Below are 24306 nucleotides of genomic sequence, written 5' to 3'. Positions count from 1 at the left end.
CGGCCGCTCACTGGCGCCGGTGCCGTGGATCGACCACGTCTGCGCGGCCCGGCTGCTGGCCCGGCTCGGCGCCGCGGAATCCGACGTCGTCCAGGGCGCCAGGCTCATCGCGCTCGACCCGCAGCACGACAGCGTCACCGGGAGCCGGCTCATTCCCGCCGGGTCGATCGCCGATCAGGTCATCGTCCGCGAAGGCGCCGAGGTGGTGCGACTGGCCTTCGACACCCGCCCGGCGAAGGTGGACAACATCGGCCGGCTGCCGATGGCGTGGGTCGACCCGGCGGGCGCCGACCACCGCACCGTGCTGGCCGGCGGGCCCGACGTGCTCGCGGAATACCAACGGGCACTAGACGAATGGCGGTTGCTGACTGCGGCGGCGCTCGTCGGGCTGGTCGAGGAGGCCCTGACGATCGCGGCGGAGTTCGCCAAGACGCGCTACACGCTGGGCGTGCCGATCTCCACGCTGCAGGGCATCTCGCATCCGCTGGCCAACATCGCGATCAGCGTGCAGGGCGGGCGCAACCTGGCGCGGCGCGCGGCCTGGTTCCTGGACAACGAACCCGACGAGCGCCCGGAGCTCGCCGCCTCGGCGTTCGTGTTCATGGCCGAGGAGGCGGCCAAGGCCGCGACCATGGCGGTGCATGTGCAAGGCGGGCTTGGTGTTTCGGTCGAGGCGGCCGCGACGGCCTATCTGGTGCGTGCCCGCGGCTGGGCACTGGCCGGCGGGGACCCGGGCGCCAGCGCCAAGTACGTCGGCGAGCTGGTTGCCGCCCGGGAAAGCGGAAAGGGCGCCTGAGGTGGATTTCTCACGAGTCACCCTGTCGCCCGACGACCGGGACTTCCTGCAGCAGGCCCGCGACTTCCTGCGTACGCAGGTGACCGAGGAGGTCAGGCGCCGCGACCGCGAGACCGGCGACAACTTCGACGAGGGCGTGCACCTCGCACTCGGCGCCGCGGGCTATCTGGAGCGCGAGTGGAAGCCGGAGGGCGAGGGCGGCTTCAGCCGGGTGCGTCGCCGGATCTGGGAGCTGGAGAAGCGGCGCGCGCACGTGCCCTGGGTGACCTGGGGTACCACCGCGATGGTGGCCCGCTCGGTGGCGCGGTTCGGCTCTGCCGAATTGCAGGACGAGGTGCTGCCCGGCGTCTTCAGCGGTCACGTCCGGCTGTGCCTGGGCTACACCGAACCCGAGGGCGGATCCGACATCGCCACCTGCAAAACCCGCGCGGTGCGTGAGGCGGACGGATCGAGCTGGGTCATCAACGGCTCCAAGATGTTCACCACCGGAGCCCACAACTGCCAGTACGTCTTCCTCATCACCAACACCGACCCCGACGCCACCAAGCACAAGAGCCTGACGATGTTCCTGGTGCCGCTGAACTCCCCGGGCATCGAGATCCAGGGCATCCGCACCGTCGACGGCGACCGCACCAACATCGTCTACTACAGCGACGTGCGCGTCGACGACAAATACCGGCTGGGCGACGTGAACGGCGGCTGGACGGTGTTGCGCGAGCCGCTCAACGTCGAGCACGGGGCGGTCGCGGCCGCCCCCGACGGGCTGCAGGACGTCTCGATCATGATGCATCAGGCCGGTTTCATGGCCGCGGCACTGGACAAGGCCGCTGGCAAAGCGACGCAGCAATATCCGGGCGGGCGCCGGCTCATCGACGACGCGTCGGTGGCATACCGGTTGGGCCGCACCGCCGCCCGGATGGAAGCGGCCCTGAGCGCGCCGAGCATTTTCGGCCGCGTCGCCCTCGCGCAGACGATGCGGGACATCTCACCGGATCTGATGGACATCCTCGGCACGGCCTCGGCGCTGCCGCTGGGCACCGACGGCGCGGCCGACGACGGCGCCTCGGAGTACACCTTCCGGTTCGCGCCGCTGGTCGGGATCTACGGCGGCACCCTGGAGGTGTTCCGCAACATGATCGCCCAGTACGTGCTGGGGCTGGGCAAGCCGGCCTACGTCCCGGCAAAGTAGCGCGAGCAGACGCAGAACCGCACGAATTCGCTTCGCGGACCGCGATTCTGCGTCTGCTCGCGAAACTCAGGTCGTGAGGATCGTGGCCGCGGCGGTGCCGGGAGCGCCGTACAACTGGGTGAATCCGACGCGCGGCTCGCCCGGAACCTGACGGTCGCCCGCTTCGCCGCGAAGTTGACGCACGATCTCGTGGATCTGGCGCAGGCCCGACGCCCCGATCGGCTCACCGTTGGCGATGAGCCCCCCGTCGGTGTTGACGGGCATTGGGCCGCCGATCTCGGTTGCGCCGTCGGCCAGCAGCTTCTCCTGATCGCCATGCGCGCAGAAGCCGCACTCGGCCATGTGGATGATTTCCGCGCCCGCGTCGGTGTCCTGCAACTGGATGACGTCGACGTCGGTGGGGGCCACGCCGGCTTTTTCGAACGCGGCCCGCGCGGCGTACACGGTCGGTGCGAGATCCTCTTCCACCGGCGTGAAGGTGGTGTTGACCTCGTAGGCGCCGTAGCGTCGGGTGCGCACCTCCACCGCACGCAGGTAGACGGGCTTGGCGGTGTAGCGGTGAGCGATGTCCGCGCGGCACATCACCACCGCGGCGGCACCCTCGTCGGGCGCGCAGAACATGTACTGGGTGAGGGGATAATTCAGGATCGGCGAGCCGAGTATGTCATCTTCGGAAATGGGTCTGCGGCGGAACGCATTCGGGTTCAACGAACCGTTGCGGAAGTTCTTGGCCGCCACCCTGGCCAGCGTCTGCCGCGAGATGCCGTGGTCGTGCAGGTAGCGGTTGGCCTTCATCCCGAAGAACTGGGTCGTCAGGTACTGCCCGTTCTCGGCGTACCAGCGCGGCATGCCCACCAGCGCAGGGTCTTCGGTGAACGCGCCACGGGGGTGCTTGTCCAGGCCGATGGCGATGCCGATGTCGTAGTCGCCCAGCCGGATCCCGTCGGCGCAGGCTTTGGCGGCGCTGGCCGCGGTCGCGCACGCGTTGAACACGTTGGTGAACGGGATGCCGGTCAGGCCGACCATGGCGACGATCGCGTCGGGATTGGCCACCGTCCAGCTGCCTCCCGTGGCGGCCTGGATGTCCTTCCAGGCGATGCCAGCATCGGCGACGGCGGCCTGGATGGCGTCGACGGCCATCTCCATCGCCGACTTGCACTCGAAGCGACCGAACGGGTGCAGACCAACCCCGATGATGGCCACGTCATTCATGTTCGTGCACGCCGTCTTTCACGCGATGGCTCCCGACTCCTTGAGCTCGGCGATGCGATCCCAGTCCATGCCGAGTTCCATCAGGACCAATTCGGTGTGCTCGGAGGCCTGCGGCGCCCGCGTCGTTTCGAGCGGCTCGTGGTTGAACTGCACGGGACCGCGCACGACGCGGAAAGGCTTGCCGCCGCCGGCAAGTTCAACCTCACTGATCATGTCGTTGGCAATGGCCTGCTCGTCGTCGACCAGGTCGAGCAGGCTCTGGAATGGGGCCCATTGACCCTTCATGGTCTTCAGGTGTTGCCGCCAATATTCAAAGGGCTTGGCGGCAAATGCTTTCGCGATCAACTCGGCGGCCGCGTCGGCGTTCTGAATCAAGGTCAACACGTCGGAGAAGCGGGGATCGTCGGCCGCCTCGGGAATGCCGAGGTGCTCGAAGGTGTCGCGGATCAGCCCGGTCGGGCTGATGATACACAGGTTGATGGTGCCGCCGTCGGAGGTGGTGTAGTTGCCCATGAACGGATTGACCGACGGCGTGCCGGAACCCGGCATGGGCGTGCGCATGACTTCGCCGGTCTCCATGCCCTGCGTCACACTCGCACCGGCCGCCCACCAGGCGGTGCTCAGCAGCGACACGTCGAGTTCGAGGGCCTCGCCGGTGCGCTCGCGATGCAGCAGCGCGGCCGAGATGCCGCCGGCGATGAACATCCCGCCGATCGAATCGCCGAACGCGGGAATACCTTGCCCCAGTGCGCCGCCCAGCTCCTCGGGCGTCAGCGCGTAGCCGATGCCGCTGCGCGTCCAGAACGCCGTGCCGTCATACCCGCCGACGTCGCGTTCGTCGCCCTTGTCGCCGTACGCCGAGCCACGGGCGTACACGATGTTCGGGTTGACCGCGCGGATGTGCTCGACGTCGAACTTGTGCTTCTGCCGCTGCGTCGGCAGGTAGTTGGTGAGGAACACGTCCGACGTCTTGGCCAGCTCGTAGATCACCTCCCGGCCGCCGGGCGTGGAAACGTCGACCCCGACGCTGCGCTTGCCCCGGTTGGGGTGCTCCATCAGCGGATGCCGCGCCGGATCGACCTGGATGCCGCCCATGTTGACGAAGCCGCGTTGGGTGTCGCCGCGGGCCGGGTGCTCGACCTTGAGGACGTCCGCGCCCCAGTCGGCCAGGATGGCTCCAGCGGCCGGGACGAACGTGAACTGCGCAAGCTCCAAGATCCGGAAGCCGGACATGACCTTCACCATTTCGGGGACCCTACTTCGCGTCGAACGTCACCGGAAGTGCGGTGGGGGAGCGGAACGGCTGGCCGTGGATGTGCGGGTCGTCGTCGGTCTGCAGTCGAAAATTCGTCAGCCGGCTCAGCAGGCATTCCATCGCGACGCGGGTTTCCATGCGTGAGAGGTGCAGACCCAGGCACGTGTGCTCACCGGCGGCGAACGAGATGTGGGGTACGTGGTCGCGGAAGATGTCGAACTCTTCGGAACGTTCCCAGCGCCGCTCGTCGCGATTTGCCGAACCCATGCACACGCCGATGACCGAGCGCGCCGGAATCTCGAGGCCGCCCAACTCGGTGTCCTCGGTGGTGAAGCGCTGCACGGTGGTCAGCGGGGTCTCGAAGCGCAGCCCCTCCTCGATCGCCTGGGGGATCAGTTTGTGGTCGGCCTGCACCGCGGCGAACTGGTCCGGGTGGGTCAGCAGCAGATACAGCAGGTTTCCCGACGACCGGTAGGTGGTTTCCAGCCCCGCGGGCAGCAGCAGGCGAAGGAAGGAGTAGATGGCTTCGTCGCCGAGCTTTTCGCCGTCGATCTCGGCGGCGACCAGATCGCCGATGATGTCCTCGGTGGGTGCGGACCTGCGGCGCTCGATCTGTTCGACGAAGTAGTCCTTGAGTGCCGCCGAGGCCTCGAAGGCGCGTTCGTAGTCGACGTGGTAGCTGATCAACTGCACGGCGCGCTTGCGGAACATCGGCAGGTCTTCGGCCGGCAATCCCAGCAGCTTCGCGATGACGCGCGTCGGGAACTCGAAGGTGTAGTTCTGGACCAGGTCGGCCGTGCCCGCGTCGACGAACTCGTCGATCAGGGCGTTGCAGATCGGCCGCACGATGGCGGGTTCCCACCGGGCCAGGGCCTTGGACTTGAATGCCGCCGACACCAGGTTGCGATGATCGCGATGCTTCTTGCCCTCCATCGCCAGGATTGTCGGTCCCATGAACAGCCCGATCGTCTTGTCGTACGGCTTGGAGCTGAACACCCGGCCGTCCCGGAACACCGTGTTCACCGCTTCGAAGGAGACTGCGGAGTACTCGCTTCTGGGCAGCAGCGACTCGGGCGTTTTGGAGTAGTCCATGACCGTCCCGCGGAAGACGCCGGCCGCCCTGCGGTTCCGGGCGAAGAAGGGATACGGGTCACGCAGGCTGACGGTCTGGTCGCCCGTGCCGGCGGCGGCGTGAACGTTGGTCGTCACGTAGATCTCCAGCATCTTCGGCGGGAAGGGGAAGTCCTCGTGTAAGATCGTACTGTAATTATTACAGTAGGCAATATGACGCCGTGCCGGCCGTCTCCCGGAAGTGCGTAACGAGCTCGCAGGGTGAACAGGGCTCGAGGGGCCGGCGGCGTTCGACTCCGTCCGCCGGCCGTGGGGGACAGGCGCGAAAGGCCCGGGCGGATCGTGCGTTACGCCCACGTTCGGTGCGCGCCGGAGGCCGAGTCGGGCGCCGCGGCTAGCGCGTACCGAGCGGACGGGCCGACGCCACCGGCGTCCCGTCCCTCCGGAGCGCCGATCAGCCGTCCACCGCCTGCTCGCGCGCCCACCGGTAGTCCGCCTTACCCGAGGGGCTGCGCTCGACGGCCGCCCGGAAGACGACCGCCTTGGGGAGCTTGTAGCGGGCCAGCGACGTCGCGGCGTGCGCCACCAGCTCCTCGGCGTCGGCGCGTGCGCCGTCGGCCAGCGCCACGACGGCAACCACCTCCTGGCCCCAGCGTTCGCTGGGCCGGCCGGCGACCACCACGTCGGCCACCGCGGGGTGCGACGCGATCGCCGTCTCCACCTCCTCGGCGAAGATCTTCTCGCCGCCGGAGTTGATCGTCACGGAGTCGCGGCCCAGCAGTTCGATGCTCCCGTCGGCGCGGTGGCGGGCGCGGTCGCCCGGGACCGCGTAGCGGACGCCGTCGATCACCGGGAAGGCCTTGGCGGTCTTGGCCGCATCGCCCTTGTAGCCGAGCGGAACGTAGCCGCGTTGCGCCAGCCAGCCGATGCCCTCGTGGCCGCGCGGCAGGATGGCGGACAGATCCTCGGCCGCCACGAAGGTGTCCGGTCCGGCGTTGAACGTGCCCGTCGAGATCGCTCCCGGCATCGACATGTGGTGCATCTGCGCCCCGGTCTCCGAGGATCCGACCCCGTCGACGACGACGGCATGGGGCAGCGTCTCGATCAGCCGCTCCTTGACGAAGGGGGTCAGCAGGGCGCCGCCGTTGGCGACCACCCCCAGCGACGACACGTCGGCGACACCTTTCTCGACGGCGGTCACCAGTGGGCGCGCCATCGCGTCGCCCACCACCGTCACGACCGCCACCTTCTCGCGCTCGATGGTGCGGACGATGTCCTCGGCGTCCAAATGGTCGACCACCGAAGGGAATACGACGGACTGGCCGGTGCTGATCGCCGTCATCACGCTCCACTGGGCGGCGCCGTGCATCAGCGGCGGCAGGATCATCAACTTGGTGCCCGGACCCGCGGTGGTCCGCGCGACGATCTCCTCGACCGACTGTGCGGGTTCGCCCGTCATGAGGTTGCGCCCGCCGAAGGACGTCATGAAGATGTCGTGCTGGCGCCACAGCACGCCCTTGGGCATGCCGGTCGTGCCGCCGGTGTACAGGACGTACAGGTCGTCGGGCGAGTGCGGCACCGCAGGCGGCTCCGGCGCTACGGAGGCCAGGGCGGCCTCGTAGTCCACCGCCCCGTCCAGCAGGTCGTTGCCGGAGTCGTCGGCGATCTGGATCAGCACGCGCAGCTGCGGAAGGCCGGGCAGGATCTCGGCCACCCGCGGCGCGAACGCCGCGTGGTAGACCAGCGCGCTTGCCCCCGAATCCGCGAGCAGGTATTGCAGCTCGTTCTTGACGTAGCGGAAGTTGACGTTGAACGGGGCGACCCGGGCGGCGAACGTGGCGAGCAGCGCCTCGACGTATTCGTTGCCGTTGTAGGCGTAGATGCCGAGTAGGTCCTGGCCGGCCTCGTGCCCGGCCAGCGCGGAACGTTCGGTGTGGCAGCCCAACCCGCGCGAGTGCAGGTAGGCGGCGAGCCGGTTCGACCGCTCGACCACCTGCGCGTAGCTGTACCGCCGGTCGCCCTGGATCAACAGGTCGCGATCCGGAATTGCCGCCGCGACGGCCGCTACGACGGCGGGTACCGTGAATTCTGTTGCGCTGTCGGTCATCGTGCCTCTCACGGCTGGTGGGGGAGCAGTCGGACCATCAAGCCGTTGGCTTCGGTGAGCAGCGTCCCATCGGCGGCTGTCATAGTAGCGTCAATGAAAACCTTCCTGCCGTCGACGCCGGTGATGCGGCCGTGCGCCGTCAACGGCTCGTCGATCGGGGTGACGCTGCGGTAGTCCACGTGCAGATATCCGGTGCGGGTGGGGGGAATTTCCGCGGTGGAGACCACCATCCCGAACAGCCAGTCGTAGAACAGGGGGATCATGCCGCCGTGCACGGCGTTGTTCCCGCCCACGTGGGCCCGGGTGAAATGCCCGGTCATCGTGACACCGTCGGGTCCGGAGTCCCCGACGTTCCACGGCGGCAGCAGGGGATGGCCCAACCCGGGCAACTCGACGACCCGCCCGGCCGGTGCCCGGCCTTCCGGCACCTGGTGGCCATCCAGCAGTGCGCAGGCCCGCTCGACATGCTCAGCCAGGGCGGCCCACGTGGCGGGGTCCGGGTCGGTGCAGACCGTGAGGTCCTGCAGGCGGCGCATCGCGGCGACGAACCGGCCCAGATCGGGCGGCGCGTCGTCGGCGGGCGTAATCTCCGGGAATCCGCCCCGGGCGTGAGAATCCGTGTCGGTCATGGCCGTGTCCACGCCCGCAGCAGGTCGTCGGTGGTGGTGATCGTCGCCAGCAGCGACAGCGTGTTGGCGATGACCGCGTCGCCGTACTTGGCGGGTATGCCGGCCACGGCGTCCCGCGGCACAACGACGCGGTAGGCCGCGTTGACGGCGTCCATCACGACGTTGGGGATCGCGATGTTGAGCGAGACGCCGACCACGACGATCGTCGACACCCCGAGGTTGCGCAGCACCGCGTCCAGGTCGGTGCCGCCCATCGGCCCGACGCCGTGCCACCGGCTCAGCACCAGATCCGTTGGTTCGGGCCCCAATTCGGGCAGCAAGGCCGCCCCGGGGGAGCCGGGAGTGATGTCGACTTCCTCGTGACCGGCACCGCGACCGATCGCGAAGATCTTGGCGTTGTGGTTGGACCCGAGCCCGTCGGGTCGCCGCTGCACCAGGCAGTGCACGACGTGCACCCCGGCCGCTCGCGCGGCCGGCAGCAGCCGCACGATGTTGGGCAGGGCAACCCGGCGCGCCTCCTCGGCGAGCAGCGCCAGGCCGGCGTCCGGGCCGACGACCGCGCCCTGGCATTCCTGGGTCACGATCGCGGTGTGCTGCGGCGCCGCCAGTTCTCGCAGCGCGGTCATGCGGGCACTTCGTAGAACTGGGTGGCCCATTTACGCAGCGCCATATAGCCTTTCGCGTCCACCTTGGACAGTGGCGGATTTTCCACGTACCTCTGGTAGCGCCAGATCTGCAGATCGTCGAAGACCGTGGACAGGAACTGCTCCTCGATCAGTTCGCGTAACCTGCCCTCCGGCACGTCGGCGGTGTCGCCGGGGATCCGCGGCCACCAGATCGAGTAGAACAGGTCCGAACACCCGTCGTCGACCGGTGTGCAGGTGAAGATCAGCCGATGGTTCTGCGCGCCCTCGAACACGCTGATCGCCCCGCCGAGCCCGAACAGGTGGCTGTGGAACCGCAGCGCGAGGTCCTCGGGGTCGTCGCTGCGCGCGTCCGGCCACCCGGCGACGAAATGCCATTCGTGGTCGACGATCCGCCAGTCCAGCACCCGCGGCGTCACCGTGGCGTGGTGCACGTATTCGAAATGGGCGCTATCGGGGGCGTTCTCCGCCACGATCTGCGGATGTACCGGTTCCCGCTCGGTGCGCCGCGAGAACTCCGGATAGGCCCGGTAATAGGCCGCCGGATCGGTCTCGAACTGCGGGAACTTCCGGAAGATGTCGGGCATCTCCCACTGCGGTTCCTTGCCGTCGGGCTGGTGCCAGACGAAGACGCAGTCGTACTGCTCCCGCACGGGGTACACCCGCAGCCGCAGCGCGCGGTTGGGCCGGTCCGGCTGGTGGGGGATGTGGCGGTTGGTGCCGTCCGGGCCCCAGCGCCAGCCGTGGAAGGGGCACTGGACGCAGTCGCCGACCACCGTGCCGCCGTGCCCGAGGTGCGCGCCCAGGTGTTTGCAGTGCGCTTCCAGGACGTGCAACTCGCCGGTCTGGTCGCGGTAGGCGACCAGGTCCTCGCCGAAGTAGTGCAGCGGCCGGACCTCGCCGACGGGGAACTCGGGGGACCAACCGACCATGAACCACCCGGTGACCTTCCAGGTGAAGGGGACTTCCACGCCGGGGCCTCCCGCGGTCGTTGCTACTAAATTCATTACAGTATAGATTTCAGCAGTCCGGCCCCGTGCACGGCAAGGAGCGAAATGTCGCAAGCGGCTGATCGGCACTTCGAAGCCCTCGTGATCGGTGCGGGGTTTTCCGGGCTATACATGCTGCATCGGCTGCGCGAGCTCGGTGTCTGCACGCGGGTGCTGGAGAGGGCCGAAAACGTCGGTGGCACCTGGCTGTTCAACCGTTACCCCGGGGCGCGGTGCGACATCGAGAGCATCGAGTATTCCTACAGCTTCTCCGAAGAGATTCAGCAGGACTGGGTCTGGACGGAGTCGATGCCGGCCCAGCCCGAGATCGAGGCCTACCTGAACTTCGTCGCCGACCGGCTCGATCTGCGCCGCGACATCCAGTTTCGCACCGAGGTCGTCGCGATGGCGTTCGACGAGGGCGCCGGCGTCTGGACGGTGCGGACCGCGGCCGGCGAGACCTTCCGGGCCCTGTACGTCATCGCCGCCACGGGCATCCTGTCGGTGCCGCTGGAACCGGACATCCCGGGAACGACCGCCTTCGCCGAGACCTCCCTGTTCACCAGCCGCTGGCCCCGGGAGGGCTGCGCTCTGGCCGGGAAACGGGTCGGCGTCATCGGGACCGGGTCGACCGGCGTGCAGCTCATCCCCGTGGTCGCGCAGGAAGCCGCGCGGCTCTTCGTCTTCCAGCGCTCGCCGGCCTACACTCTGCCGTGGCGGGTGCGCCGATTCGAGCCCGGTGAGCTGGACGAGCTGAAGGCCCGCTACGACGAAATCCGGGCGGCCCAGCGCGCGCACCCGATCGGCGCTGCACGGCTGAGCGCGTTCTCGGTGCTGCTCGACATGCTCGGCAGGCCGCCGCTGAAATCGGCCCCGCGCGACGAGCAGCTGCGCGCCGTCGAGGAGGGCGGCGTCATGGGGGCGCTGAACTGGGGCGACGTGTTCTTCGACATCGACGCCAACCGGATGGCCGCCAAGCTGTACGGCGAGGCGGTGGCCCGGATCGTCGAGGACCCCGACACCGCCGCCGCGCTGGTGCCCGACCACCCGTTCGCCTGCAAGCGCCCGATCATCGACTACGGCTACTACGAGACGTTCAACCGCGACAACGTCACCCTGGTCGACCTGCGCAGAGAGCCGATCCGCGAGGTGACGGCGAGCGGCATCCGCACCGAGCGCGACGAGTACGCGCTGGACGCCATCGTCTACGCCACCGGCTTCGACGCGATGACGGGCGCGCTCAGCCGCATCGACGTGCGGGGCCGCGACGGGATGTCGCTCGCCGGCTTCTGGGCCGGGGAGGGACCATTGTGCTACCTCGGGTTGGCGGTCGCCGGCTTTCCCAACCTGTTCATGGTGCAGGGCCCGGGCAGTCCGAGTGCGACCACGAACTTCGTCGCCGCGATGGAACAGCACGTGGAGTGGATCGGTGACTGCATCGCGTACCTGCGTGCCAACGGGATCCGCACCATCGAGGCGCTGGCGTCCGCCCAGCGGGGATGGATCGAGCACGCCACCGCGCTGGTGGCCCCGACCGTGCTGGTCCACCCGAGCTGCAACTCCTGGTACAACGGCGGCAACGTGCCCGGCAAGAAGCGGATGTACATGGGCTACACCGGCGGAATCCCCGAATACCGGCGGCGCTGCGACGAGATCGCCGCGGCCGGGTACACCGGGTTCGAGCTGGCTTAGCTGGTTTAGGGTGAGCGTCATGTCCTGGGTGAGCAGGGTTCCCGACGTCGCGCGTGAGTTGGCGATGGTGCTGCCGCGGACGGTGACGGGCCTGCACGAATCGACCGGGTGGAACCCGGTGTCGCCGCGCGGTGTTCGCCAGTTCGGCGAGGTCATGCTGGACGAGTTTGCGCTGAGCGCTTTTTCACTGCTGGGCGGCACCCCGGTGGCCATGCGGCCGCTGACCGCGTGCACCGCCGCGGCCGCGGAACTGTCCGCGCTCGGCATCGACGGCGCGCACGCCGACCCGAAACCCTTGCGGCCGAACTCGACACAGCGACGCAGGGTGGCGGGCCTGGCGTTCGAGCGGATCACTTTCGAGCACGATCCGGCGCTGCCGGCGGCGCTGGAGGCCGACGGCCTGGGCGGCCCGGCCGCAGCGGTCGTGCACGTGTGCCGGCACCGCGACGGCCCGAGGCCATGGCTCGTCTGGGTGCACGGCGCCGGTCAGGGCGGCACCGAAGACCTGTTGCTGACCCGCGTCGGCCGCATCCATCGCGAGCTCGGGTTCAACGTCGCCCTGCCGGTGCAGCCCGGCCACGGGTGCCGGCGCCGCGAGTGGCCGTCGTACCCGGACATGGATCCGCTGGGCAATGTCGCGGGCATGATGCGGGCCGTGTCGGAGGTGCGCGCCGTCGTGCGATGGGCGCAGCCGCAGGCCACTGCCGTTGTCGTAGCGGGGATTTCGATGGGCAGCCCGGTGGCGGCGCTGGTCTCCCACCTCGAGCGGGAGGTCGACGCGGTCGCGCTGTACACCCCGATCCTCGGCCTGAACGCGATGATCGCCCGTCACCTGGGGCGCTGGGGGGCCTCCCGCGGCGGATTCCGCGAACTGCTGGGTTCGCCCGAGGTGGCGCAGCTGACCTCGGTGATCGACCCGCTCAGGACCGAGCCGGCGCCCCCGCCGCATCGCCGGCTCATCGTCGGGGCCTGGCACGACCGGATGGCAATGCGCGAGCCCGCCACCGCTCTGCAGCAGCGCTGGGGCGGGAAGTTGCACTGGTACGACGGCAGCCACGTCGGCCACGTCTTCTCGCGGCGGGTGCAGCGGGTCACCGAGGGATTCCTGCGCGAAGTGGCCGGCGAATCGGTATCCGGGTGATGACGTCGCCGCGCACGGCCCGCGAAGTGGTCGAACTCTACAACCTCGTGGTCTGGAACGAACGCGACCTCGAATTGGCCGGGGAGCTGTTGGGCGAGAACGTCGTTCGCCACGAGGTCGGCCGGACGCACACGCTGACCCACGCCCAGGCGGTCCAGCGCGTCGCGGACATGTGGGCATCGGTCGATTCGTTGCGCTTCGACCTGAACCTCGTCGTCGACGACGGTCGGCATGTCGCGATCCTGTACGACACGGCCATCACCACCAAAGACGGCACGGAAACCACCATCGCGAGCATCGAGGTGTTCCGCGTCGTCGACGGCAGGATCACCGAGGTCTGGAACTGCGGCTACCAGCAAGGGGTTTGGACATGAGCACCGATCGCACGCTCGACGAATTGGGCTACTACCTGCTGGCCGGGGCCGGTGGTGAGGGGCCGGCCACTCTGATGGACGAGGCGCGCCGCGGCGAGGAGCTGGGCCTCGGGACCGCGTTCATCTCCGAGCGCTGGAACGTCAAGGAGGCGTCTTCGCTCGTAGGGGCCGCGTGCGCGGTGACTGGCCGCATGCAGATCGCCACCGCGGCAACCAATCACAACACCCGCCATCCGTTGATCATCGGGTCGTGGGCGACCACGATGCACCGGCTCTCCGGGGGCCGGTTCACCCTGGGCATCGGCCGGGGCATCGCGGCGATCTACGGGGCGTTCGGCATCCCGGCGGTCACGACCGCGCAGATGGAGGACTTCGCCCACGTCATGCGCCGGCTGTGGCACGGCGAGCTGATCGTCAACCACGACGGCCCGCTGGGCAACTACCCGATCCTGTTCCTCGACCCGGACTTCAACGAGGACATCCGCCTGGCGCTGGTCGCCTTCGGGCCCAACACGCTCGCGCTGGGCGGCCGCGCGTTCGACGACGTCATCCTGCACACCTACTTCACCCCGGAGACGTTGCAGCGGTGCGTCAAGACCGTCAAGACCGCCGCGGAGCGGGCGGGCCGCGACCCCGATGCCGTGCGGGTCTGGTCGTGCTTCGCCACGGTCGGCGACCACCTGCCCGAACCGTTGCGACTGAAGAAGACCGTCGCGCGGCTGGCCACCTACCTGCAGGGCTACGGTGATCTGCTGGTGCGGACCAACGACTGGGATCCCGCTGTGCTGCAACGGTTCCGGGAGGACCCGGTGGTGGCTTCGATCGCCGGCGGGATCGACCACAAGGCCACCGCCGAGCAGATCGAGCACATCGCGACACTGGTCCCCGACGAATGGCTGGAACCGTCGGCGACCGGCTCGGCCGCCCAGTGCGTGCAGCGCATCCGCGCCGAATTCGACTACGGCGCCGACGCGGTGATCCTGCACGGCGCCACCCCCGACGAGCTGCAGCCCGTCGTCACGGAGTACCGCGCGGCCACCGAATAGGCGCGAGCGTGCGCAGTTGTTCCCCCGTAACGGCGTGTCGCCGTACAAACACGCACGCTCGCGGTCGGTGCGCTCAGGGCAGGATGGCGGTGCGCGACACCGGTTCGGCGGCGGCCTGCCGGCTCGAGATGCCGCGCTGCAGGGCGGCGAGCAGGGCGTCGCGGGTCTCGCGGGGGTCGATGAGCTCGTCGAATCCCATGTGTTCGGCCGACCGGTAGGACGCCTGCAGTTCGGCGTCGCGCAGCTGCGCCGTCAGGTCCTCCCCGGCGTGCGAGGCCCTGCTCAGCGCCGCCGCGCTCATCGCGCCCATGGTCGCGCCGGGGTAGGCGAAGGTCGCCGACTGGTGGTCGAAGCCCAGCAGCGACATCACCATCGAGCCGAAGCCGTAGGCCTTGCGCAGCGTCAGGTGCAGCTTGACCGTGGTGGCCGCGGTCTGGGCGGCGAACATCCGCCCGCCGGCGCGCAGCACGCCGCTGCGCTCCGACCGGCTGCCGGGCAGCATCCCCGGGTTGTCGGCGAGGAACACGATCGGCAGGTGGAACGAATCGGCGACCATGATGAAGTGGGCCGCCTTGTCCGCGGCGTCGGCGTCGATGGAACCGGCCAGCACCTGCGGCTGGTTGGCCACCACCGCGACCGGGTGGCCGCCGAGGTGGGCCAGCGCGCAGATGACCGCCCTGCCGAACTGGGGCTGCACCTCGAACCAGTCCGGTGAGTCGAATACCACGTCGAGGACCGCGCGCATGTCGTAGACGCGGCGGTTGTCGCGGGAGACGATGTCGAGCAACTCCGGGGTTTGCCGCGGGCCGCCGGTCTCGGACGGGGGCAGCGCCGCCGGGTAGGACCATGCGCTCGGCGGGAAGTACGACAGGTAGCGGCGGATGTCGTCGAGCACGTCTTCGTCGGCCTCAGCGACGTTGTGGATCACCCCGCTCGGCAGGGCGACGTCCGGCCCGCCGAGATCCTCTTTCGAAATGTCTTCGCCGGTGGACTCTTTGACCACGGGTGGCCCGGCGGTGAAGATCGCGCCCTGCCGGCTCATGATCCGGAAGTCGCACACCGGCGCCACCAGGGCGCCGTGGCCGGCCGAGGGGCCGAGCACCGCGGCGACGGTCGGGACGCGCCCCGAGCACTGCGCCTGGGCGAGCAGGTCGGTCGGGGTGCGCCCGTAGTGCCCGCCGGTGGGGCGAAAGCCGGCGCCCTCGAGCAGCATGACGAGCGGGACCTTGTCGCGCAGCGCCAGCTCGGCGATGCGGTAGCGCTTGGAGTTGCCGCCCGGTCCGATGGTGCCAGCCATGCTGGTGAAGTCCTCGGCGCCCAGCATCACCGGCGAGCCGTTGATCGATCCAGAGCCGACGACGATGCCGTCGGCGGCGATCTCGCCGCCGACCAGGGTGCCGAATTCGCGGAAGGTCCCGGGATCGAGCAGCCGCTCGATCCGGGCGCGCGCGTCGAGCTTGCCCTTGCCGCGGTGCTTGTCGAGCCGCTCCGGCCCGCCCATGGCCCACGCGTGCCGACGGCGACGATCGAGGTCCTCGAGCGTCTCCTCCCAATCCCGGGCTTTTGTCATGCCTATGTCCTACCTCACGGGAGATTCGTGCGCAGCCAGACCAGCAGGGTCACATACTGGATTGCTTACTGTAAAGTCACCGGCATGGCCAGCAGCCCCCGCCTCAAGATCGACGGGGGCATCCCCAATCGCCTCGATCAGGCCGCCGCTGCGGCCGGTGACCTCGAGCGCCAGGGGTATGACGGCGGCTGGACCGCCGAAACCAGCCACGACCCGTTCCTGCCGCTGTTGCTGGCCGCCGAGCACACCTCGCAGATCGAACTGGGCACCAACATCGCGGTCGCCTTCGCGCGCAACCCGATGATCGTCGCCAACACCGGCTGGGACCTGCAGGCGTACGCGAAAGGGCGCTTCCTGCTCGGCCTGGGCACCCAGATCCGGCCGCACATCGAGAAGCGGTTCAGCATGCCGTGGAGCCATCCCGCGCCCCGGATGCGCGAGTTCGTCTCGGCGCTGCAGGCGATCTGGGCCGCGTGGCGCGACGGCACCAAGCTGTCGTTCGAGGGCGACTTCTACACCCACAAGATCATGACCCCGATGTTCACCCCGGAGCCGCAACCCCACCCCGCGCCCAAGGTCTTCCTCGCCGCCGTCGGCACCGCGATGACCGAGGTGTGCGGCGAGGTCGCCGACGGCCACCTCGGTCACCCGATGGTGTCGAAGCGCTACCTCGACGAGGTGACCCTGCCCGCGCTGGAACGCGGCATGCGGCGCCGCGGCCGCGCCCGCGACGACTTCCAGGTGTGCGCCGAGGTGATGGTGGCGACCGGTGCGGACGACGCCGAACTGGCGGCCGCCGCTGCCGCCGTGCGCAAGCAGATCGCGTTCTACGGATCGACACCGGCCTACCGCACGGTTCTGGAGTTGCACGGCTGGGGCGATCTGCACACCGAGCTGCACCGGTTGTCGCTGGCCGGGGAGTGGGACGCCATGGCAGCGCTGATCGACGACGAGATGCTCGCGACGTTCGCCGTCGTCGGCGGGGCGGACACGGTCGGGACCGCGCTCCGGCGTCGCTGCGACGGTGCGGTCGACCGGGTCCTGCCGATCTTCCCTACCGTCTCAACGACCCGTGTTGCCGCCATATTGAAGGAGTTTCGCCAATGAGCACCACACTGGACGAGGCCGGCGGCCTCCTGGCGGACCCGTTGGCCTACACCGACGAGCCGAGGCTGCACGCGGCGCTGACCCACCTGCGGGCCAACGCACCGGTGTCGTGGGTCGAGGTGCCCGGCTATCGGCCGTTCTGGGCGATCACCAAACACGCCGACATCATGGACATCGAACGCGACAACGCGCTGTTCACCAATTGGCCACGCCCCGTGCTGACCACCGCGGAGGGCGACGAGATGCAGGCGGCCGCCGGCGTCCGCACGCTGATCCACATGGACGACCCACAGCACCGGGTGGTGCGCGCGATCGGGTCGGACTGGTTCCGCCCGAAGGCCATGCGGGCGCTGAAGGTTCGGGTCGAGGAATTGGCCAAGGTCTACGTCGACAAGATGGTGGCCGCCGGCCCCGAGTGTGACTTCGTCCAGGAAGTCGCGGTGAACTACCCGCTGTACGTGATCATGTCGCTACTGGGTCTGCCCGAGGACGACTTCCCGCGCATGCTCAAGCTCACCCAGGAACTGTTCGGCAGCGAGGACACCGAGTTCAAACGGGGCGCGACGAACGAAGACCAGCTTCCGGCGCTGCTGGACATGTTCGGCTACTTCAATGCGGTCACCGCGACGCGCCGCGAGCATCCGACCGACGACCTCGCGTCGGCGATCGCCAACGCCCGCGTCGACGGGGAACCGTTGTCGGACATCGACACCGTGTCGTATTACCTCATCGTCGCCACCGCGGGCCACGACACCACCAGTGCGACCATCTCCGGTGGCATGCAGGCGCTCATCGAAAACCCCGACCAGCTGCAACGGCTGCGCGACAATCGTGAGCTGCTGCCGCTGGCCACCGAGGAGATGATCCGCTGGGTCACCCCGGTCAAGGAATTCATGCGCACCGCCGCCGCGGACACCGTCGTGCGCGGGGTTCCCATCGCCGCGGGCGACTCCGTGCTGTTGTCGTATGTGTCGGGCAACCGCGACGAGGACGTCTTCGACGACCCGTTCCGCTTCGACGTCGGCCGCGACCCCAACAAACACCTGGCGTTCGGCTACGGGGTGCATTTCTGCATGGGTGCGGCCCTGGCCCGCATGGAGGTCAGCAGCTTCTTCTCCGAGCTGCTGCCCAGGCTCGAAAGCATTGAGCTGAACGGCGATCCGGAACTCGTGGCCACCACCTTCGTCGGTGGCCTCAAGCACCTACCGGTCCGCTACTCCCTGACGTGAACCGCCGGACGATCGTGATCACCGGCGCCAGCGACGGCATCGGCGCCGCGGCGGCCCGTCGTCTGCGTCGCAGCGGACACAACGTCGTGCTGGTAGGGCGTTCGGAGGCCAAGACCGCCGCCGTGGCCGCCGAACTGGACGCCGCATATTTCGTCGCCGATTTCGCCGATCTGTCGCAGGTGCGGGCGCTGGCCGACAAGCTTCGTTCCGAATACCCGCGCATCGACGTGTTGGGCAACAACGCCGGCGGCATGTTCAGCCGCATGCAGCGCACGGCCGACGGCCACGAGATCACCTTCCAGGTCAACTATCTGGCGCCGTTCCTGCTGACCACGCAGTTGCTCGACGTGCTCATCGGTTCGCGGGCCACGGTCGTCAACACGACGAGCTCGTCACAGAAACTGCTCCACCGCGTCACCCTCGACGACTTCGAAACAACGGACCGCCGCCGGCCCGGCACCGCGTACGCGCTGGCCAAGCTCGCGAACATCCTGTTCACCAGGGAATTGCATCGGCGCTACCACGCCGGGGGTCTTTCGGCCGCGGTGGTGCACCCCGGCTTCGTCAACACCAATATCGGCCACGCGTCGGGATCACGCTTCCTGGTGTGGATGCAGCGCACGCCGGTAAGCCGCCTCATCGCGACCGCGGACCGGGGCGCCGATCAGCTGGTCTGGCTGGCGTCGAGCACACCCGGTGTCGACTGGACTCCCGGCGAGTACTACGCGAAGGGCAAAGTGGCCAGGGCCAATCGCGCTGCCGACGACCCCGTCCTGGCGCGCGAGTTGTGGGATCGCGCGCTGGCCGCGGTCGGCTAGAAGTGCCCATCGGCGCCACCCATGGGGACCAATGACCCTAGGATGCGCCACGGCGGTGCCTAGGGTTGAGGCCAGCTCGTCCCGCAGCACGATTCGAAAGAGGCGCCGCCATGCCATACGACAGCCGCCCGATTGCCGCCAACCGGCCCATGGTCACCGTGGCGATCGACGAGCACGCCGGCCGCACCCTCGCGAAGGCTCAATTGCGCTGGGGGAGTTCGTATATCTTCGGGCGCGGGGTCGCCTATCGCCACCCGTCGGACTGTTTGGCCCGCGAAGCCGGCCAGGAGCTCGCCACCGCGCGTGCGCTCTCGGATCTGGCGGATCAGGTCAGCGCGTTCAGCCGGATCATGAACTGACCAGCACGGAGTACTAGACTGCGAACTCGTGTTGGGAGTTCACCACTCGGCGATCTGCACCGCCGACGTCGAACGCTCGTTGCGATTCTGGCGCGACGGCCTCGGCCTGACTCCACTACTCGACCACGAGTTCACCGGTGATTGGCCGGCATTGTTCGGCACGAGCAGCGACCGGTTGCGGTCGATCTTTTTGGGCGACCCGCAGACACCGGACGCCGGCATCGTCGAACTCGTCGAGTTCGACGGGGCCGACGAGGCGCTGCCGTCGTCGCCGGCGCCCCGGCACGGATTCTTTCTGCTCTCCCTGCAGCGTGACGTCGACGAGACACTCTCCGCGCTGGCCGAATTGGGTTTCACCGACGGTGTTCGCCGGATCGACGTGGCGGCTCCGGCCGGAAAGACCGTCGCGATGGCCGTTGTCACCGCGCCCGACGGCGTGCTGGTCGAGTTGATCGGTGCTGCGCGATGACGGCCCCGACAGCCCTCGTCACCGGCGGTGCATCCGGCATCGGGCGCGAGGTCGCCGGACTGCTGCGCGAGGCCGGCCACGACGTCGTGGTCTGGGACCTGTCCGGCGCCGACATCGTCTGTGACGTCAGCGATCCCGACGCGGTGTCGACGGCGATGGAACAAACCTTGTCCGAGCGCGGGACGCCGACCCGGGTGGTGACCTGCGCGGGAATCGGCGCCTCGGGCATGCTGCTGGACCAGTCACCCGCGGAATGGCAACGGGTGCTGGCGGTGAACCTCACCGGCACCTGGCTGACCATTCGCGCCGCGGCGCAGGCCATGGTCGATGCGGGGGCGGGCGGGTCGATCGTCGCCGTCTCCAGCATCAGCGGCACCCTCGCCGACCGGGACATGGGCGCCTACTGCGTGTCCAAAGCGGGCGTGGACATGCTGGTCAAGGTCGCCGCCGTGGAGTGGGGCGGCCACGGCATCCGAGTCAACGCGGTCGGGCCGGGCGTCACGAGGACGCCGATGCTGGCGAAACCCGAACAGCTTCCCGGCTGGGTGGAGGCGCTGGCCGAGCGCACGGTGCTGGGCGGTGTGGGGGAGGCGACCGACGTGGCGGGTGCCATCGTGGGGGTCCTCGGACTGCCCTGGGTGACGGGCCAGATCGTGCACGCGGACGGCGGCCTGGCGTTGCACAGCCCGATCGACGCGTACGGCCAGCTGCAGAAGGCGATCCGCAAAGGCCCTAGCTGATTCCGAAATCGATGATGCCGCAGATGATTTCGCCGTTGAGTAAGTCCGCGTAGGCGTCGTTGACGTCGTCGAGGCGATAGCGCCGGGTGATCATCTCGTCGAGCTGCAGTTGCCCCGTCTGGTAGAGCCTGGCCAGCCGGGCGATATCCGCCTTCGGGTTGCACGACCCGAAGACGGTGCCCGCCAGCGACTTGTTCATCAGGATGAAGTCCTGCAGATCGATCTTGACCGACCGGGTCAGCTGCGAGGTCATTCCGGTCAGCACACACGTGCCGCCCTTTCGGGTGAGCTGCAACGCGTCGCGGACATCGGCGGCGGTGATCAGCGACGGCGAGACCACGACAGCGTCGGCCATCACCCCGTAGGTCAGGCCGCGCACCAGGTCCAGCGCCTCGTCCACCGCGGCCACACTGTGCGTGGCGCCGAACCGCAAGGCGGGCTGCCGTTTGAACTCGACCGGATCGACGGCGACGATCTGCGCGGCGCCCCCGATCCGAGCGCCCTGGATCGCGCCCGTGCCGATCCCACCGGCGCCGACGATCACGACGGTGTCGCCGGCGCGCATGTTGGAGCGGTTCGCGACCGAACCGTAGCTTGGACAGATGCCCGAGATCGCCGCCGTCGCCGGTGTGGTGCCGGAACGTGCCGTCGGTGGGCATGCCCGGGGTCAGGGTGCCGATGCCCGCGTCGCAGATGTACTCCATCCCGCTCGCGCACCAGCGGCACTGCCCGCAGACGGCGACGAACGACATCACCACATGGTCGCCGACCGCGAAATCGGTTACTCCCGAACCGATGTCGCGCACGATGCCCGAACCCTCGTGTCCGCCGATCGTCGGGAACATGGTCGGCAGGCCCAGCGACCGCAGCACCTCGTTGGGTGCCGACATGTCGCCCTTGAGGATGTGGTCGTCGGAGTGGCACAGGCCGGCGGCCATCTCGACGAGGACCTCGCCGGCGCGCGGCGGGTCCAGCTCGAACTCCTCGACGGACCAGGGGCCGCCGACGTCGTGCAGGACCGCTCCTCGAGTTTTCAAGCGGCTTCTCAAGCGGCCGGGGCGAGCGCCAGGTCCGTCACCCGGTCGAACAGGCTGTTCAGCATGACCCTCGTCTCCAGCCGGGCCAGGTGCATGCCGAGGCACATGTGGATGCCGCCGGCGAACGCGATGTGGGATTGGCGCAGCCGGTGAATGTCGAATACCCCGGTGTCGGTCCAGCGGCGCTCGTCACGGTTGGCCGAGCCCATGCACAGGTCGATCTGCGCCCCGGCGGGGATCGTCTTGCCGCCGAGTTCGATCGCCTCGGTGGTGGTCCGCATGACCATGGTCGGCGGGGTTTCGAACCGCAGGCCCTCTTCGATCGCCGCCGCAATCAACGACCGGTCGCGGCAGACCGCCGCCAGCTGCTCGGGATGGGTCAGCAACAGTTACAGCAGGTTTCCCGACGACCGGTAGGTGGTCTCCAGGCCGGCCGGCAGCAGCAGGCGCAGGAACGCGATGATCGCCTCGTCGGTCAGCTTCTCGCCGTCGATCTCGGCGGCGACGAGGTCGCCGATGATGTCGTCGGTGAGTTGGTGGCGCCGCTGCTCGACCCGCTCGAGGAAGTAACCCTGCAACTCCGCCGCCGCGTTCAGCCCGGCGACGATGTCGGTCGGGATCGAGATGAGCTCCAGCGATAACCGCCGGAAAAGGTCGAGGTCCTCGGGCGGCAGGCCCAGCAGCCTGGCGATGATCCGGGTCGGGAACTCGAAGGTGAGCGCCTGCACCAGGTCAGCCTCGCCGTCCGCCTCGATCTCGTCGACCAGCCGGTCGCAGACCGGCCCGATCACCGACGGCTCCCAGCGCTGCAGCGCGGTGGCGCGGAAGGCCTTGGCCACCAGGTTGCGGTGGTCGTGGTGTTCCTTGCCGGCCATCGCGAGGATGGTATGGCCCATCACCAGCCCGATCGTCTTGTCGTAGCCGGCCGAGATGAAGACCCGGTCGTGGCGGAAGGCCTGGGACGCATGCCTTCCTCAGTACCGAACTACACATCGTCGCAGCGACGTTCAGCGGCTTCGACTCGGTGGTCCCGGACTGGGTCGTATCCCGGGAGTACCGGGCGTTGCACGCGCAGGCACTGCGCCGCGTGTTCCGATGTAACAGGCGGAGACTTACACCGGGGTGAACTTGGTGATCAGCCACTTGCCGTTGATCCGGCTCATGCGCACGAGCGCGCTCCTGAGCGCCAGCGACGGTTGCGGGTTGTCCTTGATCTTGGTGGTCTGATCGACGAAGACCAGGACGACGGCCGAATACGGCTGCAGCTCGGTCACCGCGGCCCCGGTCACATGGGCCGTGGTTTTCAGCGACTTCTGTTTGGCCGCCGGAGTTACGACCTGCTTGGTGAAATCGTTGTAGTAGGACAGGAAGTCCCCGCCCAGGTACGACCTTGCGGTGGCGAAGTCCTGGTCCAGGGTGTCCGACGAGTAGGACAGCAATGCGACGGTCCCGTCGGAGGCGATTCCTGCCACGGCGCGGGCGACGCCGGGATCGGTCTGCTGGTCGGGCCGGAACTGCTTGAAGTAGAGCCATGTCGCCACGCCGCCCGAGATCAGCAGCAGCACGATCAGGACCACGGAGAGGGCCTTCGAGTTGAGCACCGCCCGCGTCCGGACCAGACGTGGGCGTTTCGGCCGGGACGCGGAGTCGACCGCTTTCTCTTCCTCCGCGAACGGCTCACTCGCCTGATCGTCGAAGTCCGTTTCGGGCGAGTCGATCTCGGCATCGGCGGCGACGTCGTGCAGATGGTCGGTCACGGTACGTACTCAACTTTCGACATCTTGTACTGTCCGCCGACATCGGCAATGGTCACCCTGAGCCGCCACATTCGCGGTGGTTGGTCCTTTCCTGGTGGGGAATTGGTGACCCGCGAGGTCGCCGACACCAGCACCACCGCCGAATCCCCCTTCATGGACTCGACGGCGGCGCCGTTGATGGTTCCTTCGGTGACGGCCTTCGACTGTTCGACCACCGCGATGAAGTCTTTCGCCCGATTCTTGAAATCGTCTTTGAATTCGCCCGTGGCGCTGTCGATCACGCGTTGGACGTCCTCCTGGGCCTTCGTGTAGTCAAGCGAGATCATGTTCGTCACGCCCTGCTTGGCCCCGGCGACGTAGGCGGCCTGGCGTTGCTGGTAGCGGACGGCGTCCCGATGGTGGAACACCGCGTACATGCTGAACGCGGCGAAGCCGATGATGAGCAGGACCGCGGCGACTTTGGAAGCCGCGGTCGGCGAGGGCAACCGGCGTCGCCATGCCTCCGAGCGGTTCGCCGGTTCCGGGGGCGACTCGGCGTGGTCCTCGTCGACGGCCGCCTCGTACGCCCGCTCGTAGGCCTCGCCATACTCTTCGTCGTACTCTTCGTCGTACTCCCCGTCGTAGTCTTCTTCGTCCGTCTCGTCGTAATCGTCGTAGTAATCCGCGTCGGCGGCCGCGGCGGCCGCATCCCCGTAGTCCTCGGCGGCCTCGGCCAGCGCCATCGCCTCGCGCCGCAACCGGGCGGCGCGGGCACGCGCGCGGGCGGCGGCGGCCAGCGCCTCGGCTTCGGCGGCTTCGGCTTCGGCCTCTTCGGCCAGGGCCATCGCCTCGGCCCTCGACGTGGCCTCCGCCACGTCCTCCGGCATGGCCCCCGGCCCGGCGGAAGCCTCGAACGGTTCGTCCGCCTCAGTCATCGCGCCTGCCGCTCGTCACCATCATTATCGACTGAACTCCGGTATCTCTTACTGTATTGTCCACTGCTAACATCGAGTCGCCAGCGAACTCCGACGAGGATCGAATAGCGGATGACCACCGTCCACCCAACATTTCTCCGCTGCATCGTATGCCGCGGCGA

General features: G+C 68.6%; 22 protein-coding genes and 2 pseudogenes. 12 read left to right on the top strand and 12 right to left on the bottom strand.

Features of this window, described 5'->3' with window-relative positions:
* On the top strand, positions 1 to 796 hold a 796-nt coding region (locus tag AC2VOR_RS20485), incomplete at its 5' end, for an acyl-CoA dehydrogenase family protein (protein WP_486964414.1).
* Position 797: 1 nt separating this feature from the next.
* Positions 798 to 1985: an acyl-CoA dehydrogenase family protein gene (locus tag AC2VOR_RS20480; RefSeq protein WP_369737740.1), complete on the top strand. Its 1188-nt coding sequence runs from the start codon at positions 798 to 800 to the stop codon at positions 1983 to 1985.
* 66 nt (positions 1986 to 2051) lie between these two features.
* Here the strand turns inward: AC2VOR_RS20480 and AC2VOR_RS20475 are convergent, their stop codons facing one another.
* From AC2VOR_RS20475 to AC2VOR_RS20445, 7 genes are all read right to left on the bottom strand, one after another.
* On the bottom strand, positions 2052 to 3197 hold the full coding sequence (locus AC2VOR_RS20475) for a thiolase family protein (protein WP_369737741.1): 1146 nt from the start codon (positions 3195 to 3197) through the stop codon (positions 2052 to 2054).
* A gap of 18 nt (positions 3198 to 3215) precedes the next feature.
* Positions 3216 to 4430: a CaiB/BaiF CoA transferase family protein gene (locus tag AC2VOR_RS20470; RefSeq protein ID WP_486964415.1), complete on the bottom strand. Its 1215-nt coding sequence runs from the start codon at positions 4428 to 4430 to the stop codon at positions 3216 to 3218.
* 22 nt (positions 4431 to 4452) lie between these two features.
* Entirely contained in the window at positions 4453 to 5676 is a 1224-nt protein-coding gene (locus AC2VOR_RS20465) for a cytochrome P450 (protein ID WP_486964413.1), read from the bottom strand.
* A 301-nt stretch (positions 5677 to 5977) separates the two neighbouring features.
* Positions 5978 to 7630: an acyl-CoA synthetase gene (locus AC2VOR_RS20460; RefSeq protein ID WP_486964412.1), complete on the bottom strand. Its 1653-nt coding sequence runs from the start codon at positions 7628 to 7630 to the stop codon at positions 5978 to 5980.
* 8 nt (positions 7631 to 7638) lie between these two features.
* Entirely contained in the window at positions 7639 to 8259 is a 621-nt protein-coding gene (locus AC2VOR_RS20455; RefSeq protein WP_369737745.1) for a PaaI family thioesterase, read from the bottom strand.
* Complete coding sequence (locus AC2VOR_RS20450) at positions 8256 to 8885, bottom strand: cysteine hydrolase family protein (RefSeq protein ID WP_369737747.1); 630 nt, start codon at positions 8883 to 8885, stop codon at positions 8256 to 8258. The genes AC2VOR_RS20455 and AC2VOR_RS20450 overlap by 4 nt, the downstream gene beginning before the upstream one ends.
* The gene (locus AC2VOR_RS20445) at positions 8882 to 9874 is read right to left on the bottom strand and encodes a Rieske 2Fe-2S domain-containing protein (RefSeq protein WP_369737749.1); all 993 of its coding nucleotides are present in this window, start codon (positions 9872 to 9874) and stop codon (positions 8882 to 8884) included. The genes AC2VOR_RS20450 and AC2VOR_RS20445 overlap by 4 nt, the downstream gene beginning before the upstream one ends.
* A gap of 84 nt (positions 9875 to 9958) precedes the next feature.
* On the opposite strand from AC2VOR_RS20445, the gene AC2VOR_RS20440 reads away from it, so the two are divergent.
* Genes AC2VOR_RS20440 through AC2VOR_RS20425 form a run of 4 tightly spaced genes read left to right on the top strand, consistent with a single transcriptional unit; the run spans position 9959 to position 14145 of the window.
* Complete coding sequence (locus tag AC2VOR_RS20440) at positions 9959 to 11584, top strand: flavin-containing monooxygenase (protein ID WP_486964411.1); 1626 nt, start codon at positions 9959 to 9961, stop codon at positions 11582 to 11584.
* A 19-nt stretch (positions 11585 to 11603) separates the two neighbouring features.
* On the top strand, positions 11604 to 12725 hold the full coding sequence (locus AC2VOR_RS20435) for an alpha/beta hydrolase (RefSeq protein WP_486964410.1): 1122 nt from the start codon (positions 11604 to 11606) through the stop codon (positions 12723 to 12725).
* The gene (locus AC2VOR_RS20430) at positions 12725 to 13099 is read left to right on the top strand and encodes a nuclear transport factor 2 family protein (RefSeq protein WP_369737752.1); all 375 of its coding nucleotides are present in this window, start codon (positions 12725 to 12727) and stop codon (positions 13097 to 13099) included. The genes AC2VOR_RS20435 and AC2VOR_RS20430 overlap by 1 nt, the downstream gene beginning before the upstream one ends.
* A complete protein-coding gene (locus AC2VOR_RS20425) occupies positions 13096 to 14145 on the top strand; it encodes a TIGR03857 family LLM class F420-dependent oxidoreductase (protein WP_486964409.1) in 1050 nt (349 codons plus the stop codon). The genes AC2VOR_RS20430 and AC2VOR_RS20425 overlap by 4 nt, the downstream gene beginning before the upstream one ends.
* A gap of 73 nt (positions 14146 to 14218) precedes the next feature.
* Here the strand turns inward: AC2VOR_RS20425 and AC2VOR_RS20420 are convergent, their stop codons facing one another.
* Positions 14219 to 15715, bottom strand: coding sequence for an acyl-CoA carboxylase subunit beta (locus AC2VOR_RS20420; RefSeq protein ID WP_369737755.1), 1497 nt, complete (start codon positions 15713 to 15715; stop codon positions 14219 to 14221).
* Positions 15716 to 15799: 84 nt separating this feature from the next.
* Between AC2VOR_RS20420 and AC2VOR_RS20415 the strand changes: the two genes are divergently transcribed.
* From AC2VOR_RS20415 to AC2VOR_RS20390, 6 genes are all read left to right on the top strand, one after another.
* Positions 15800 to 16822, top strand: coding sequence for an LLM class F420-dependent oxidoreductase (locus AC2VOR_RS20415; protein ID WP_486964408.1), 1023 nt, complete (start codon positions 15800 to 15802; stop codon positions 16820 to 16822).
* Between the two features lie 8 nt (positions 16823 to 16830).
* Positions 16831 to 18051 (top strand): cytochrome P450, encoded by a 1221-nt coding sequence (locus AC2VOR_RS20410; RefSeq protein ID WP_369741501.1) that lies wholly within the window; start codon positions 16831 to 16833, stop codon positions 18049 to 18051.
* Positions 18048 to 18869, top strand: coding sequence for an SDR family NAD(P)-dependent oxidoreductase (locus AC2VOR_RS20405; RefSeq protein ID WP_486964407.1), 822 nt, complete (start codon positions 18048 to 18050; stop codon positions 18867 to 18869). The genes AC2VOR_RS20410 and AC2VOR_RS20405 overlap by 4 nt, the downstream gene beginning before the upstream one ends.
* 110 nt (positions 18870 to 18979) lie before the next feature.
* Positions 18980 to 19228, top strand: coding sequence for a dsRBD fold-containing protein (locus tag AC2VOR_RS20400; protein ID WP_369737757.1), 249 nt, complete (start codon positions 18980 to 18982; stop codon positions 19226 to 19228).
* A 28-nt stretch (positions 19229 to 19256) separates the two neighbouring features.
* Positions 19257 to 19697: a VOC family protein gene (locus AC2VOR_RS20395; protein ID WP_369737758.1), complete on the top strand. Its 441-nt coding sequence runs from the start codon at positions 19257 to 19259 to the stop codon at positions 19695 to 19697.
* Entirely contained in the window at positions 19694 to 20437 is a 744-nt protein-coding gene (locus AC2VOR_RS20390) for an SDR family NAD(P)-dependent oxidoreductase (protein ID WP_369737759.1), read from the top strand. The genes AC2VOR_RS20395 and AC2VOR_RS20390 overlap by 4 nt, the downstream gene beginning before the upstream one ends.
* On the opposite strand, the pseudogene AC2VOR_RS20385 reads toward AC2VOR_RS20390, so the two are convergent.
* The 4 genes and pseudogenes from AC2VOR_RS20385 to AC2VOR_RS20370 all read right to left on the bottom strand — a co-directional run bounded on the left by AC2VOR_RS20385 (position 20430) and on the right by AC2VOR_RS20370 (position 24097).
* Positions 20430 to 21474, bottom strand: a pseudogene (locus tag AC2VOR_RS20385) (zinc-binding dehydrogenase). The gene AC2VOR_RS20390 and the pseudogene AC2VOR_RS20385 overlap by 8 nt on opposite strands.
* A 17-nt stretch (positions 21475 to 21491) precedes the next feature.
* Positions 21492 to 22436, bottom strand: a pseudogene (locus AC2VOR_RS20380) (cytochrome P450); the annotation flags it as partial.
* 150 nt (positions 22437 to 22586) lie between these two features.
* Positions 22587 to 23192 carry a hypothetical protein gene (locus AC2VOR_RS20375; protein WP_369741502.1) on the bottom strand — a complete coding sequence of 202 codons (606 nt, stop codon included), beginning with the start codon at positions 23190 to 23192 and terminating at the stop codon, positions 22587 to 22589.
* 35 nt (positions 23193 to 23227) lie between these two features.
* Positions 23228 to 24097, bottom strand: a complete 870-nt coding sequence (locus AC2VOR_RS20370) for a hypothetical protein (RefSeq protein WP_369741503.1) — start codon at positions 24095 to 24097, stop codon at positions 23228 to 23230.
* Between the last annotated feature and the right edge of the window lie 209 nt (positions 24098 to 24306).

It is taken from the genome of Mycobacterium sp. TH-M103, assembly GCF_057473785.1.
Note: the sequence above shows the minus strand (reverse complement) of the source record. Positions and strands in the feature narration are given on the sequence as shown.

Coding starts and splice junctions, on each gene's coding strand:
- AC2VOR_RS20475 (WP_369737741.1), bottom strand. CDS start 3,197: ATGAATGACGTGGCCATCATCGGGGTTGGTCTGCACCCGTTCGGTCGC.
- AC2VOR_RS20400 (WP_369737757.1), top strand. CDS start 18,980: ATGCCATACGACAGCCGCCCGATTGCCGCCAACCGGCCCATGGTCACC.
- AC2VOR_RS20390 (WP_369737759.1), top strand. CDS start 19,694: ATGACGGCCCCGACAGCCCTCGTCACCGGCGGTGCATCCGGCATCGGG.
- AC2VOR_RS20420 (WP_369737755.1), bottom strand. CDS start 15,715: ATGACAAAAGCCCGGGATTGGGAGGAGACGCTCGAGGACCTCGATCGT.
- AC2VOR_RS20435 (WP_486964410.1), top strand. CDS start 11,604: ATGTCCTGGGTGAGCAGGGTTCCCGACGTCGCGCGTGAGTTGGCGATG.
- AC2VOR_RS20440 (WP_486964411.1), top strand. CDS start 9,959: ATGTCGCAAGCGGCTGATCGGCACTTCGAAGCCCTCGTGATCGGTGCG.
- AC2VOR_RS20425 (WP_486964409.1), top strand. CDS start 13,096: ATGAGCACCGATCGCACGCTCGACGAATTGGGCTACTACCTGCTGGCC.
- AC2VOR_RS20450 (WP_369737747.1), bottom strand. CDS start 8,885: ATGACCGCGCTGCGAGAACTGGCGGCGCCGCAGCACACCGCGATCGTG.
- AC2VOR_RS20460 (WP_486964412.1), bottom strand. CDS start 7,630: ATGACCGACAGCGCAACAGAATTCACGGTACCCGCCGTCGTAGCGGCC.
- AC2VOR_RS20415 (WP_486964408.1), top strand. CDS start 15,800: ATGGCCAGCAGCCCCCGCCTCAAGATCGACGGGGGCATCCCCAATCGC.
- AC2VOR_RS20455 (WP_369737745.1), bottom strand. CDS start 8,259: ATGACCGACACGGATTCTCACGCCCGGGGCGGATTCCCGGAGATTACG.
- AC2VOR_RS20470 (WP_486964415.1), bottom strand. CDS start 4,430: ATGTCCGGCTTCCGGATCTTGGAGCTTGCGCAGTTCACGTTCGTCCCG.
- AC2VOR_RS20465 (WP_486964413.1), bottom strand. CDS start 5,676: ATGCTGGAGATCTACGTGACGACCAACGTTCACGCCGCCGCCGGCACG.
- AC2VOR_RS20430 (WP_369737752.1), top strand. CDS start 12,725: ATGACGTCGCCGCGCACGGCCCGCGAAGTGGTCGAACTCTACAACCTC.
- AC2VOR_RS20370 (WP_369741503.1), bottom strand. CDS start 24,097: ATGCCGGAGGACGTGGCGGAGGCCACGTCGAGGGCCGAGGCGATGGCC.